General features: G+C 69.5%; 12 protein-coding genes. 1 reads left to right on the forward strand and 11 read right to left on the reverse strand.

The window, feature by feature from the left end; all coding sequences use genetic code 11:
- Positions 1-15: 15 nt before the first annotated feature.
- Positions 16-2,898, reverse strand: a complete 2,883-nt coding sequence (locus tag G6N75_RS09990) for a M16 family metallopeptidase (protein WP_165348213.1) — start codon at positions 2,896-2,898, stop codon at positions 16-18.
- A 26-nt stretch (positions 2,899-2,924) separates the two neighbouring features.
- The gene (locus tag G6N75_RS09995) at positions 2,925-4,394 is read right to left on the reverse strand and encodes a peptide MFS transporter (RefSeq protein ID WP_165348214.1); all 1,470 of its coding nucleotides are present in this window, start codon (positions 4,392-4,394) and stop codon (positions 2,925-2,927) included.
- 141 nt (positions 4,395-4,535) lie between these two features.
- Between G6N75_RS09995 and G6N75_RS10000 the strand changes: the two genes are divergently transcribed.
- Positions 4,536-5,444: an EamA family transporter gene (locus G6N75_RS10000; RefSeq protein WP_165348215.1), complete on the forward strand. Its 909-nt coding sequence runs from the start codon at positions 4,536-4,538 to the stop codon at positions 5,442-5,444.
- Between the two features lie 3 nt (positions 5,445-5,447).
- On the opposite strand, the gene G6N75_RS10005 is transcribed toward G6N75_RS10000, so the two are convergent.
- The 9 genes from G6N75_RS10005 to G6N75_RS10045 form a co-directional block, all read right to left on the reverse strand.
- Positions 5,448-5,825, reverse strand: coding sequence for a phage holin family protein (locus tag G6N75_RS10005; protein ID WP_165348216.1), 378 nt, complete (start codon positions 5,823-5,825; stop codon positions 5,448-5,450).
- A 10-nt stretch (positions 5,826-5,835) separates the two neighbouring features.
- On the reverse strand, positions 5,836-6,528 hold the full coding sequence (locus G6N75_RS10010) for a VC0807 family protein (RefSeq protein WP_165348217.1): 693 nt from the start codon (positions 6,526-6,528) through the stop codon (positions 5,836-5,838).
- 26 nt (positions 6,529-6,554) lie between these two features.
- Positions 6,555-6,857, reverse strand: a complete 303-nt coding sequence (locus G6N75_RS10015) for an encapsulin-associated ferritin-like protein (protein WP_165348218.1) — start codon at positions 6,855-6,857, stop codon at positions 6,555-6,557.
- A gap of 26 nt (positions 6,858-6,883) precedes the next feature.
- Complete coding sequence (gene ppk2 / locus G6N75_RS10020) at positions 6,884-7,789, reverse strand: polyphosphate kinase 2 (RefSeq protein ID WP_165348219.1); 906 nt, start codon at positions 7,787-7,789, stop codon at positions 6,884-6,886.
- A gap of 44 nt (positions 7,790-7,833) precedes the next feature.
- The gene (locus G6N75_RS10025) at positions 7,834-8,592 is read right to left on the reverse strand and encodes a 2-phosphosulfolactate phosphatase (RefSeq protein WP_165348220.1); all 759 of its coding nucleotides are present in this window, start codon (positions 8,590-8,592) and stop codon (positions 7,834-7,836) included.
- Entirely contained in the window at positions 8,589-9,044 is a 456-nt protein-coding gene (locus G6N75_RS10030) for a DUF2214 family protein (protein WP_165348221.1), read from the reverse strand. Before G6N75_RS10030 ends, G6N75_RS10025 begins: the two co-directional genes overlap by 4 nt.
- Before the next feature lie 38 nt (positions 9,045-9,082).
- Positions 9,083-10,162: a GGDEF domain-containing protein gene (locus G6N75_RS10035; protein ID WP_165348222.1), complete on the reverse strand. Its 1,080-nt coding sequence runs from the start codon at positions 10,160-10,162 to the stop codon at positions 9,083-9,085.
- Positions 10,156-11,376, reverse strand: coding sequence for a S41 family peptidase (locus G6N75_RS10040; protein WP_165348223.1), 1,221 nt, complete (start codon positions 11,374-11,376; stop codon positions 10,156-10,158). The genes G6N75_RS10035 and G6N75_RS10040 overlap by 7 nt, the downstream gene beginning before the upstream one ends.
- Positions 11,377-11,462: 86 nt before the next feature.
- Positions 11,463-12,342: peptidoglycan DD-metalloendopeptidase family protein (locus G6N75_RS10045; RefSeq protein WP_165348224.1), on the reverse strand; the 880-nt coding region annotated here is incomplete at its 5' end.

Here is a 12,342-nt window from a genome sequence, read left to right on the forward strand (position 1 = left end):
TCGTTCTCCCCTGGTTCATTGCGCCGGGCGCCGGAAGACGCTATCGGCCGGCACGATCCGGACGGAGTCCGCGGTGAAGCCCAGCGGCAGCACCTCGATCACCTTGTCTTCGGCCAGCAGCTCCGCCGGCTTGGGCGAGTTGTAGGTCATCGGGGACGGCCGGTTCTCGACCAGGCGTTGCTTCAGGTCGGCCGCATCAGGCGTGATGAAGACGAACTTTACGTCCTCGGTCGAGAAATGCTCGCGGATCACCCGGTTGACGTCCTCGACCGTCAGGCGCGCCAGCTCCCCGCGCACGTAGGCGGGGAAGTCGGGAATGCCGTACCAGGCGCTGTCGATGGCATAGCCGAGCAGGGCGGGCTGCGCGCTGACCAGCTGCGCCACCCACTTGTCGAGGAACGTGCGGGTGGCCTCGAACTGCTCGGCCGTGAGCCCCTCGCGGATGAGCTTGTCCAGCTCGTACATGGCGACCCGGGTGGCGAAGTGCGCCGTATCGTTGCCCGTCAGCGGGCGCAGCCAGACCTGGAAGATCTGTTGCTGGCGGTACAGGTTCGGGTCGGGCTGGGTCAGGTACATGCCGCGCGGGAAGTACTCGATGTAGGCGTAGTCGCCGTAATTCATGCCGCGCTGCTCGCGGATGCGGTCATAGAGATGGGAATTCTGGCTACGGTGCTGGCCCAGCCACTGGGTCGCCAGCCACAGCGCGACCCAGTCGCGATCGCCGCGCTTGAGCTCGATCGGGAACCCGAAGGACACGGCGTGCGCCATGGTCTCCTTCTCGAGGATCAGCGCCTGGTGCCCGGTGATCGCGGGCGGGGCGCCCGGCTCGATCACGGCGGCCGTCCCGGTCGGCAGGCCCGCCAGGTCGCGGCGCAACCGCGCCGCGAAATCCTCGGGATAGCCGCCGGCCAGGCCCGCGGTCAGGTTCGCCGGCGAAAAGTGCGCGGCATGGAAGGCCCTGACGTCATCCAGGGTCAGCCCTTGGACATCCTCTACCAGCCCCAGCGTGAGCGTGCCGTAGGCATGGGCCGGGCCATAGATGTACTGGTACAGCGCTTCCTTGCCCAGCTCCTCGTCGTTGTTCGCCACCAGGTCCGAGACGATGGCGTTCACCAGCTGCGTCCTGAGGCGGCTGAAGTCCTCTTCCCGCCAGCCCGGCGTGAGCAGCTGTTCGGCGACCAGCGCATACCAGGCTTCGAGGTTGTCGCGATGCACGGTGCCGCCGAAGGTCGCCATCTCCTTGCCCACCTGCACGCCGAAGCCGGCAGCCATCGGGTAGAACGCGTCCCTGATCTCGTCGATCGGCCGCGCCGCCGAGCCGCCGTCGGCGATCATCATCGCGGTGAGCTGCGCCAGGCCCTTTTTGCCCGGGGGATCCAGCGCGGCGCCGGCGCGGAACGCGAAGGAGACATCGACCAGCGGCGAGCTCGGGCTGCGGCGCTCGACCAGCGCGAAGCCCGCCGGCGCGCCCGCGGCGGCCGCAGCCGCCAGCGCGTCCACGGACGGGCCGCCGGCTTCCAGCCCCGCCAGCGAGTCGCCCTCGGCGATCACGCCGATGGTGCGGACATCGTCGCGGAAATGGCGCCCGGCCGCGGCCTGCAGGTCGGCCGGCTCGAGCGCTGCGAAACTGTCGTAGAGCTGGTTGATGGTCTCGACGGTGCGGTCGTACTGGACCACCTGGGCAAGCTCGCCGGCGATGTCCACCGAGTTGTCCAGCCCGGCCAGGAAGCCGTAGCGCATGCGCTTCTTGATCCGCTCCAGCTCCGCCGGGGGGATGGTCTCGGTCCGCGCCCCGGCGAAAGTGGCGAGGATCTCGTCGCGCACCTCCTCAGCGGCCGCGGGGTCGGTGATCCGGGCCATCACCCAGAACAGCCCCGGGTCCCGGTTCATCCCCATGTAGGAGAACATCTGGTCGACCACCTGGCGCTCCAGCACCAGCTTGCGGTACAGCGCCGAGTTATCCGAGAAGTAATGCTGGGCCAGCACGCGGATGGCCGCGGTGTCGGCGTCGTTCGGGTCGAAGCCCGGGCCGCGAAAGGCGACCGCGATCCAGGGCTGCGCCGGCGTCTCCAGCGGCACATAGACCGAGGTCGGGCCGGTCCCCGGCGGCTCGACCGGGATCTGCGCCTCGTAGCTGCCGCGTTCCCACGCACCGAAGTACTTCTCCACCAGGGCGAAGGTCGGCTCGAACTCGAGGTCTCCCACCAGCACGATGGCCGCCTTCTCCGGGCGGTACCAGCGGTCGAAGAACAGCTTCGAGTACTCGTACTGCTCCGGCATCGCCACGATGTCCTCGAAGAAGCCCATCGTGGTGTGCTTGTAGGTGTGCTTCTCGTAGTGCGCGTCCCGCACCTGCTCGAACAGCTTGCGAATCGGGTTGGCGCTGTTCTTGATGTACTCGCCCTTGACCGCCAGCGCCTCGGTGCGGAACACGTCCTCGCCGTAGGACAGGTTCATGAACCGGTCCGCTTCCAGCGCCAGGATCGTCTCGAGGTCGGCCTTGGTGAAATCGATGTGGTAGTTGGTGTAGTCGTCCGTGGTGTAGGCGTTGATGTCGGCGCCCGCGCGCTTCAGCGCCGCATTGAACTCCGCCGGCGACACGTTCTCGGTGCCGCGGAACATCATGTGCTCGAAGAAGTGGGCGAAGCCGGTCTTGCCGGGCTCGACCTCGTTGCGCGAGCCCGTCTGCACCGGGATCTGCAGGCTGACGATGTCGGGATAGGCCGTCTTGACGACGATGACCTTGAGCCCGTTCGGCAGCTCTCGCTCCTGGCGCGGCAGGTCGAATACCGCCTGGGTATCGGGGGCGGCCTCGGTCGCCTGCGACACGGGGCTGGCTACAGCGAGCGCCGCGAAAGTAAGCATCGGCAGGGCCACGCCCAGTCTCAATGTCTGCATTCTAGATCTCCTCCCCGGCGGGGCGTTCAGGGCGTGCGGCTCTCGGGCAGCGCCTCGTGGGCGGCCGTGACCGCCACCTCGTCCTCGAACTGGTCCACGTTCACCTTGGTCTCGGCCCCATGCATCCAGTCCACCAGCTTGTCGGCGAGGAACCACAGCACCACGCCGGCGAGGATCGCCGCCGCGGCCAGGCCGCCGAAGATGCTCATGGCGTTCTCCACCTGCGACTGCGAGTCGCCATGGCCGATGAAGGAGCCGATGAAGCCGGCCAGGTAGTTGGCCATGGCGATGAAGCCGAACCAGGCGCCCATCATCAGCGAGGCCAGGCGCAGCGGGGCCAGCTTGGTGACCATGGAGAGGCCGATCGGCGACAGGCACAGCTCGCCCATGGTGTGGAAAAAGTAGGCGCCGACCAGCCACATCATGCTGGTCTTCACCGACGCGTCGCCACCCTGCTCCAGCACTGCGCCGACCATGAACAGGAAACCGACGCCGAGCAGGGCCAGGCCCATGGCGAACTTCACCGGCGAGGTCGGCTCGCGGGGTCCGAGCTTCACCCAGAGCGCGGCGATCACGGGGGCGAACACCACGATGAACACCGGGTTCAGGCTCTGGAACCAGGTGGTCGGGATCTCGAAGCCCAGCAGCACGCGGTCGGTGAATTCGTGGGTGTAGATGTTCATCAGCCCGCCGGCCTGCTCGAAGCCGGCCCAGAAGACGATGGTGAACAGGCCGAGCACCAGGATGACCTTGAGGCGGTCGCGCTCCACCGCAGTCAGGGCCACCCGCTCGCCCAGGGCGCGCGCGTTCTCGCGCCGGTCGCGTTGCGCCGCCGGCTCGATGCCGATGTCGCCAAGCAGTTTTTGCGCCCACACCGCCTGGATCACCAGCGACAGCAGCATGCCGATGCCGGCGCAGACGAAGCCGGCCTGCCAGTTACCGCCCCACATGGCCACCACGATGCCGACCACGATGCCCGAGAGGGCGGCGCCGATGTTGATGCCCATGTAGAAGATGGTGAAGGCGCCGTCACGCCGATGGTCGCCCTGCTCGTACAGGTCGCCGACCATGGTCGAGATGTTCGGCTTGAACAGGCCGTTACCGGCGACCAGGGTGGCGATACCGAGGTAGAACACCGTGAGCTCCATGCCCGGAACCCACGCATGGGGCGTGCCGAGCAGGAACTGGCCGGCGGCCATCAGCGCGCCGCCCAGCAGGATCGCCTTGCGCTGGCCGAGGTAGTTGTCGGCCAGCCAGCCGCCGATCAGCGGGGTGATGTAGACCAGGCCCGTGAACCAGGCATAGAGCCTGAGGGCCTCGGCGTTGGTCCAGCCGAGGCCGAAGCCGCCCTCGGACTGCACCTGGTCGACCAGGTACAGGACCAGGATGGCGCGCATGGCGTAGTAGCTGAAGCGCTCCCACAGCTCGGTGCTGAAGAGCAGGAACAGGCCTTTGGGGTGACCGAGGAAGTCACCGGCACGCGGGGCTTGGTTCATCTGGCGAGTTCCTCTCCTGCAATGGATGTCCGCCGGCCGGCGGCCGGGCGGCGTGGCTGCGCATTATAGCGGCATGCGCCGGCGTGCTGCGCCGGGGCCCGGCGCAGCATTACAATGGCGGGCTTCCCGCCCGAGGACGTCATGGATCCAGTCGCCTCCCGTCTCGCCCTGGTCGCGGCCTTTGCCGTGGTGTACCTCGTGTGGGGCTCGACTTACCTCGCAATCCGCATCGCCGTGCAGGACCTGCCGCCCGGCCTGCTCGCCGGCGTCCGCTTCCTCCTGGCCGGTCTGATCCTGGGCGCCGTAGCGCTGGCGCGCGGCCAGCGGCCACCGCGTACGCTGGCGGACTGGCGCACCGCGGCCGTGCTGGGTCTCGCCTTCATCGTGCTGGCCAACGGGGTCGTGACCTGGGCGGAGCAATGGGTGCCGTCCAACCAGGCGGCGCTGATCGTCGCCAGCGGCGCCCTGTTCACCGCATGGTTCGGCACCTTCGGGCGCCGGGGCGTGCCGTTGAGCGCCTCGACCCGGCTGGGCCTGCTGGCGGGCCTGTGCGGCACCGCGCTGATGGTCTGGCCCGAGGCGTCCGGGCCCGATCCGGAGGGGGAGCTGTTCTGGCCGAAGGTGGCGATCTTCCTGTCCACCATCGCCTGGTCGTGGGGCACGATGTACAGCCGCAACACCGAGGTCAGCGTCAGGCCGCTGATGTTCATCGCGTGCCAGATGCTGGTCGGCGGCGCGGTGCTGGTCGTCGCCGGCGTGCTCAGCGGCGAGCTGGCCCGGTGGCAGTGGACGCTGCCGGGTATCGGCGGCCTGCTGTACCTCACCGTGTTCGGCTCCTGCATCGCCTACGCGACCTACATGTGGCTGATCCGGCAGACCACGCCGGCGCGCCTCGGCACCATCGCCTACGTCAACCCGGCGATCGCCACCCTGCTCGGCTGGTGGCTGCTCGACGAGGCGCTCACCCGCCTGCAGCTGGCGGGCATGGCCGTGATCATCGCGGCCGTCGCCTGGGTCAGCATCAGCGCCCGCGCCGTGGGCCGGCGCTGAGGCTCAGTCGCGGCGGACGACGATCACCTCGTAACGGCCCGCCGGGCCGATGAAGGCCGAGGCCAGCCAGCTGAAGAAGCTGACGAAAATGGCCCCGAACACCGCGCTCCAGAACCCGCTGATGCTGAAGCCCGGAAAGATGGCCGCGACCAGGCCGAGCATCATTGCGTTCACGACCAGCAGGAACAGGCCGAGCGTGATGATGGTCAGCGGCAGGGTGAGCAGCACCACGATCGGGCGGATCACGGCGTTGACGACGCCGAGCATCAGGGCCGCGCCCAGGACCGTGAGAGCACCCTCCAGGTGGATGCCGTCCAGCAACACGTCGGCCAGCCACAGCGAAATGGCGGAAATGAGCATGCGTACCAGGAATCCGTTCATGGAATCCTCCTCAGCTCCTGAGGATCTGCTCGAAGCCCAGGCCGGTCAGGCGGCGGATGCTCTGGAACAGGTACCACAGGGCGGCGATCATGATGGCCATCGAGGGAATCACGATGACCGGGTAGGACAGGGCCGTCATCCGGCCCAGCTCCTCGTTGAAGGCGCTGGTGCCCGGCGGGCTCCGGACGATGATCTTGGCCAGCACGAAATTCAGCAGCGAGGAGAGGAAGAAGGAGGCTGCCAGCATCCAGGAAGCGTGGACCAGCGTCCGGTCGAAGGCCGCGCGGTTGTTGCGTTCCGCGAGCGCCGCGTCCACCTCGGCCACGCGGATGATCTTGTCGTTGTAGAGGAAGGTCCGGATGATGGGATACGGGCTGTAGAGGGACACCAGGACCGCCAACCCGATCGCTGCGGGGACCGCCGCTTCCTTGACCGCGATCCACTTCGGGTCGAGCTGCAGCAGGCCGATCCCGCCCGTCAGCAGCACGCTGACAAAGCCCAGCACCGAAACGAAATTCCACTCGCGCCGGCGGTGGAAGTCCCAGGTGCCGTAGGCCAGCGGAAAGGCGAGCGCCACCACCAGGCCCGCCACCGGGCCCAGGTGCTCCTCCCCCGACAGTTTCATGAGGATGAAAGCGGGGATCGCAATATTGACGCCCAACGAGAGCAGGACGCTCTCACGGGGCTCGGCGGCGGCGCTCACGGCAGTCGTTCCGTCCCGGGGGCAGCTCAGTGGTCGTCGTCGTCGTGGTGGGCGATCGGACCGCTGCTGAACAGGCGTTCCTTCAGCTCCTTGGAGAAGAAGGAGTCGCGGCGCTGGATCCATTCCAGCACCATCGCGGCGTGTTCCTTCTCCTCGTCCCGATTGTGGGCGAGGATTTCCTTCAGCTCCTCGTCCTTGCAGGCGTCGACACGCTGGTTATACCAGTCGACCGCTTCGAGCTCCTCCATCAGCGAGATGATGGCGCGATGCATGTCCCGGGTTTCGTCGGACAGTTCCTCTACCGGCTCGTGATAGCCCTCGTTGGCCATGTTGCCTCCTTGTGCGGTGCTCTAGGTCAATAAATGATGGGAGTGAAATTCTGCCGCTGCACGTGCGGCCGCCGGTGCTCCGGCGCCTTCTCGCGCGGCGGCAGGGACGGCGGATCCGGCATCACGTCCTCGTAGGGGACGCAGGAAAGCAGGTGGGCGATGCAGTTCAGGCGCGCCCGCAGCTTGTCGTCCGCCGGGACCGTCCACCACGGCGCCTCGGGAATGTCGGAGAACTCCATCATCTCGTCCTTGGCGACCGAGTACTCGCGATACAGCCGCCGCGATTCCAGGTCCATGGGCGAAAGCTTCCAGCGCTTGAGCGGATTGTGGACCCGGGCCTGGAAGCGCCGCTCCTGCTCGTCGTCGCTGATCGAGAACCAGTACTTGATGAGCAGCGTGCCGGAGCGGACCAGCATGCGCTCGAATTCCGGCACCGAGCGCACGAAATCCCGGTACTCCTGGTCGCTGCAGAAGCCCATTACGCGCTCGACCAGCGCGCGGTTGTACCAGCTGCGATCGAACAGCACGATTTCGCCGCCGCTAGGGAGGTGCGCGACGTAACGCTGCAAATACCACTGCTGCTGCTCGCGCTCGGTCGGCACCGGCAGGGCCGCAATCCGGCACACCCGCGGGTTCAGCTTCTCGACCACCCGCTTGATGGCGCCGCCCTTGCCGGCCGCGTCGCGTCCCTCGAAGATCACGACGACCTTCCGCCCGGTATGCCGCACCCATTCCTGCATCTTGACCAGCTCGACCTGTAGCAGCGCCAGCTGCTGCTCGTAGGGCTTCTTCTTGAGCCGCCCGTGGCCGTCGTACCACGCCTCCGGCCGGCCGAGCGGGCGGTCATAAAGATTGCTGAGGGAGAGGACCGGACAAACGGCTACCGTCGGGGTTTCGGGGACGGCCTTCTTCTTTTTCTTGGGCTTGCTCATGCTGTCGTCCTTCGACGCCGCCAGCGGCGCGGCACGAGCCCACACTATAGCGCTCCGCGCGTCTCCTCCGCATCCGTGGACGCCCTCACGGGCTCCAACCAGGCGCGGCCCTCGGGGTCGATCACGCGCCGCAGGGCGAAGTCCAGGGCGGACAGCCGCAGGCAGACGTCGAAGTCCTCGGCCGGGAACCAGGGCTGCGCCGGGTCGAAGAACTTGGCCCCGCCGGGGTCCCGGCGCAGGGCGGCGCGGATCGGCTCGAACGGCGGCGGGTCGCCGGCCACGGCCCGCGCGAGGTAGGCGGCGCAGGCCTCGTCCTCGGCGCTGCGCTCGATCCCGTTCCAGCCCATGCACACCAGCGACAGCCGGGACGGGCGGCGGGCGCGGATCCGGGCCACGGTGGCGGCGGCGTTGATGAAGCTCCCGGCCAGGACCTCGCAGGCGGGATCGACCGCCAGGAGCCCCTGGACCCCGGCGCTGGTCCGCAGGACGACGGTCCGCCCCGCCAGGTCGGCGCCGAGGATCGCGGCCGGCGAGTTGGGAAAGTCGAAGCCCGGCAACGGCTTGCCGTCCCGCTCCCCGGCGAGCACCAGGCCGGGCTCAGCCGCCTTCAGCGCCAGCGCCTCTCCGGGCGTGGCCACCAGCCGGATACGGCTGGCGCCCCGCGCGACCGCGCAGGGCGCCAGCGTGAAGGCCCGGAACACGTCGATGACGACTACCAGCCCGGTGGCCGCCCGGGCGCCCTCGAGCAGGTGGAGCGTGCGGACCTCCGGGTGCCAGCCGGCGCGGGGCCGGCCCGCGGTCATGTCGACCAGACGCCCCGCGCCATCATCGCCGCCAGCAGCGGCAGCACGACCAGGATCAGCAGCTGGACACGGATCATCATCAGCACCCGGCGGGCCTCGCCGTCGGCGAGCGCCGGCGTCTGGCCGCTCTTCAAGGTCCGGCGCCAGCCCAGGAACTTGAAGGCCGGATACAGCCACAGCAGCGCCATGACGATGAACAGCGTGAACTTGGCGTGGTAGGCGGCGTTCTGCATGTAGAACAGGACGCCCTTGCCGCCGTGGAACAGCCGGGCAATGCCCGTCACGAGCACCACGGCCAGCGTCACGCCGTAGATCAGGTCCACCGTGACCAGCTTGCGCGCCGTCTTCAGGTCGGGCCGGGGCGAGAACAGCAGGTGCTCCGCCACCAGCGCGGCGGCCAGGAACATGATGCCGAGGTAATGCAGCCAGGCGAGAGTCAGCACGCCAGCCATGGTGGTTCTCCAGGGTCGGGACAGAAGGTGGCGCTACCCTAAACCACTTCGCCCGCACTCGTCACTTCGGCGAGCAGCTCCCGGCGGCGGGCCTCCTTGTCTCGGTACATGGCGGCATCGGCCGCGGCGATCAGCTCCCGCGAGTCCTCGGAGTCGTGCGGGAAGGTGGCGATTCCGAGCGCCACCGACAGCCGGAGCATGTGGCCGCCGACCTCGATGGTGGACCGCTCGACCGCGGCGCGGATGCGATGGACGACCCGGGCGGCCTGCTCGGCGTCGGTCTCCGTGAGCAGCGCCGCGAACTCGTCGCCCCCGATCCGGCCGGCGGCGTCGGTGGTGCGGGTCAGCCGCGCGATGATGTTGGCGAACAGGATGAGGGCGCGATCGCCGACCTCGTGGCCCCAGGTGTCGTTGATCTGCTTCAGGCCGTTCAGGTCCATCATCACCACCGCGTACGCCCGCCGGTGGCGCAGGGCGCGCTCGTGCTCCTGCCGGTGCTGCCGCGAGAAGGAACGCAGGTTGCACAGGCCGGTCAGCTCGTCGGTCTCGGACAAGACGCGGATGCGCTCCTTGGCGGTCTCGACCTCGTGGGCCAGCACAGCCGTCACATAGGCCACCAGCAGGAAGGGCGCGAGGGCGACGCCGATCTCCACCAGCTCGCCGCCCGGGGGCAGCACGCCCTTGGCGCGGACCATCGTCGCGCCCAGGAAGCCGGCCACGCTGAACACCGTGATCCCGAGGGTGTACCAGCGGCTGAGCGCCAGCGCCGCGATGATCACCGGCGGCAGGTAGAGCATCAGCAGCAGCGGGGCGTGGGCATCGACCGAGGCGAGGAAGACAGTGACGAAGGCGACCATCCCGAGCAGTTCGACCAGGATGCGGCGGCGCGTGGCGCGGCGCAGCGGCGGCACCCAGCGGATGGCGAGGGCGAAACAGAGGTACAGGGCGAAAGCGACACCCACGACCTGGGGGTAGACCACCTCGGCGCCGGGGGAGAGGAGATAGACGCCGGCCAGCACCAGCATCAGCCAGGCGCCGGCGTCGGTGTCCCGGGCCATGCCGCGCAACTCTTTCTGGTCGACCTGCGCGTCCAGGTCGCGCAACAAGCGGGTCAGCACCGGCACGAGATCCCGAGCCCGGCGATCGCCGGCGGCCCGGCGGGAGCCGTCTCCCGCGCCAGGGCCCGCAGCGCGGCCGCCAGCTGCGGGTCGCTGCCGTTGTCGCTTCCGGCCGGCACCAGGAGGTCCGGCCGGATGCCGCTGGCATGGATCGAGCGTCCCGACGGCGTGTAGTAGCGCGAGGTCGTCAGCTTGATCGCCCGGCCGTCCGAGAGCGGAATGATGGTCTGCACGCTGCCCTTGCCGAAGGTGGTCTCGCCGACGATCAGCGCCCGGCCGTGGTCCTGCAGGGCGCCGGCGACGATCTCGGCCGCCGAGGCCGAGCCCTTGTTGACCAGCACGCTCATCGGCAGGCCGCGGGCCAGGTCCCCGGGCCGCGCCTCGGCCAGAAACCGCGCATCTTCGGCCCGGCCGTCGGCCGCCAGGATCAGGCCGCGGTCGAGGAAAGCGTCGCTGACCTCGATGGCCGCTTCCAGCACCCCGCCGGGATTGTCCCGCAAGTCGAGCACGAGGCCGCGCAGCTCGCCGCCAGCCGCACGCAGCGCGGCGAGTTCCGCCGCAAGCTCGGCCGGCGTTTCATCGGTGAACTGGGTAATCCTGAGGTAAGCGGTGTCGCCGGCCAGCCGCTCGCCGCGCACGCTGTCCAGCTCGATCTCGCTGCGGGTCAGCACCAGGGTGAAAGGGTGCCGCTCACCAGGCCGCCGGATACCCAGGGACACCTGGCTGCCCGGTTCGCCCCGCAGCCGGCGCGAGGTATCGGCGAGATTCGCGGGGCCGACGCCCAGGCCGTCGATGGCAAAGATGACGTCGCCGGGCCGGATGCCGGCGGCAGCAGCCGGCCCGCCCTCGACCGGCGCCACCACGACCACGCTGTCGTCCGCGACGGCGATCTCCATCCCGACCCCGGTGTAGCGGCCGCTGGTGCTGATGCGCACGTCGCGGTACTCGCGCGCATCGAGCAGCGCGGAGTGGGGGTCGAGCTCCGTGATGAGGCCGCGGACGGCTGCCTCGGCCAGGTCCTGTTCGTCTACCGGGTCGACATAGTCGCTGCGCACGCGCGCCATGACCTCGGCGAGCAGGTCGCTGCCGAGCTGCGGTCCGGCGGGCGGCGGCGCCGGATCACGGGCAATGACGCCGGTCGCCAGGGAAATCGAGATTCCCAGCACGGCGCCGAGCCAGACAGCAAGCAGGGCACGCAGCAGCAACGGCTTCATGGGCCAACCCGGGCAAGTTCAGGGGCTGAACATAGCAGAAATCGGGGTCCGCGGGCCCCGCGGCGGGGCCGCCTGCGCGGCACCCTTCAGGGCCGGCGCAACCAGCCCTGGGGGTTCTCCGGCTGCATGCCGTTGCGGATCTCGAAGTAGAGGCCGGCCTGGTCACGCCCGCCGCTGTCGCCGACCCGGCCCAGCACCTGCCCCGCGCCGACCCAGTCGCCCACGGCGCCGAACAGGGCCTCGTTGTGGCCGTAGAGGCTCATGAAGCCGTCGCCGTGCTCCAGCACCAGCAACAGGCCGAGTCCGGGCAGCCAGTCCGCATAGGCCACCCGCCCGTGCCACACGGCCCTGACCTCGCTGCCCCGCTCGGCGCCGATCACGATGCCGTTGGCCGGGGGACCTTCGCCGCGGCGGCTGCCGAAGGCCCGCAACAGCGCGCCCTCGACCGGCCAGGCCAGCCGCCCTTTCTGGCGCGGGAAGGGCTCCGCCTCCGGGATCGGCAGGTCGACCACGGCGGCGCGCAGTTCTTCCAGCAGCTGCTCCAGTGCCGCCGCTTCTTCCCGCAGGCGCGCGTTCTCGGCCTCCCGCCGCGCGAGGTCGGCGTTCAGGACCGCGACCTGTTCGGCCCGGGCCGCGCGCGCCCGATCCAGCTCGGCCAGCGCCTGTTCCTGCCTCGCCTCCACGGCCGCCAGGCGCGCGCGCTCCGCCTCCAGGGCCTCGGTCACGGCAGCCAGCTCCGCGAGCCGCTCCCGCAGCGCGTCGATCCGGGCGCTGCGATCGGCAGCCACGTAGCGGTACCACGCCAGCATCCGCCCGAGCCGGGCCGGATCCTGCTGGTTCAGCGCGACTTTCAGGCGCGGCTCCCGGCCGGCCAGCCAGGCCGCCCGCAATTCCCGGCCGAGCGCCTCGACGTCGCCGGACAGGGACGCGGCGAGGCCGGCCCGGCGCTGGGCCAGCTCGTCCCGC

It is taken from the genome of Thioalkalivibrio sp. XN8, from assembly GCF_011058255.1.
GTDB lineage: Bacteria > Pseudomonadota > Gammaproteobacteria > Steroidobacterales > XN24 > XN24.

Bases quoted from the DNA above. Each gene is read 5' to 3' on its own strand.
- G6N75_RS09990 (WP_165348213.1), bottom strand. From the start codon at position 2,898: ATGCAGACATTGAGACTGGGCGTGGCCCTGCCGATGCTTACTTTCGCG.
- G6N75_RS10025 (WP_165348220.1), bottom strand. From the start codon at position 8,592: ATGACCGCGGGCCGGCCCCGCGCCGGCTGGCACCCGGAGGTCCGCACG.
- G6N75_RS10005 (WP_165348216.1), bottom strand. From the start codon at position 5,825: ATGAACGGATTCCTGGTACGCATGCTCATTTCCGCCATTTCGCTGTGG.
- G6N75_RS09995 (WP_165348214.1), bottom strand. From the start codon at position 4,394: ATGAACCAAGCCCCGCGTGCCGGTGACTTCCTCGGTCACCCCAAAGGC.
- G6N75_RS10040 (WP_165348223.1), bottom strand. From the start codon at position 11,376: ATGAAGCCGTTGCTGCTGCGTGCCCTGCTTGCTGTCTGGCTCGGCGCC.
- G6N75_RS10015 (WP_165348218.1), bottom strand. From the start codon at position 6,857: ATGGCCAACGAGGGCTATCACGAGCCGGTAGAGGAACTGTCCGACGAA.
- G6N75_RS10000 (WP_165348215.1), top strand. From the start codon at position 4,536: ATGGATCCAGTCGCCTCCCGTCTCGCCCTGGTCGCGGCCTTTGCCGTG.
- ppk2 (WP_165348219.1), bottom strand. From the start codon at position 7,789: ATGAGCAAGCCCAAGAAAAAGAAGAAGGCCGTCCCCGAAACCCCGACG.
- G6N75_RS10030 (WP_165348221.1), bottom strand. From the start codon at position 9,044: ATGGCTGGCGTGCTGACTCTCGCCTGGCTGCATTACCTCGGCATCATG.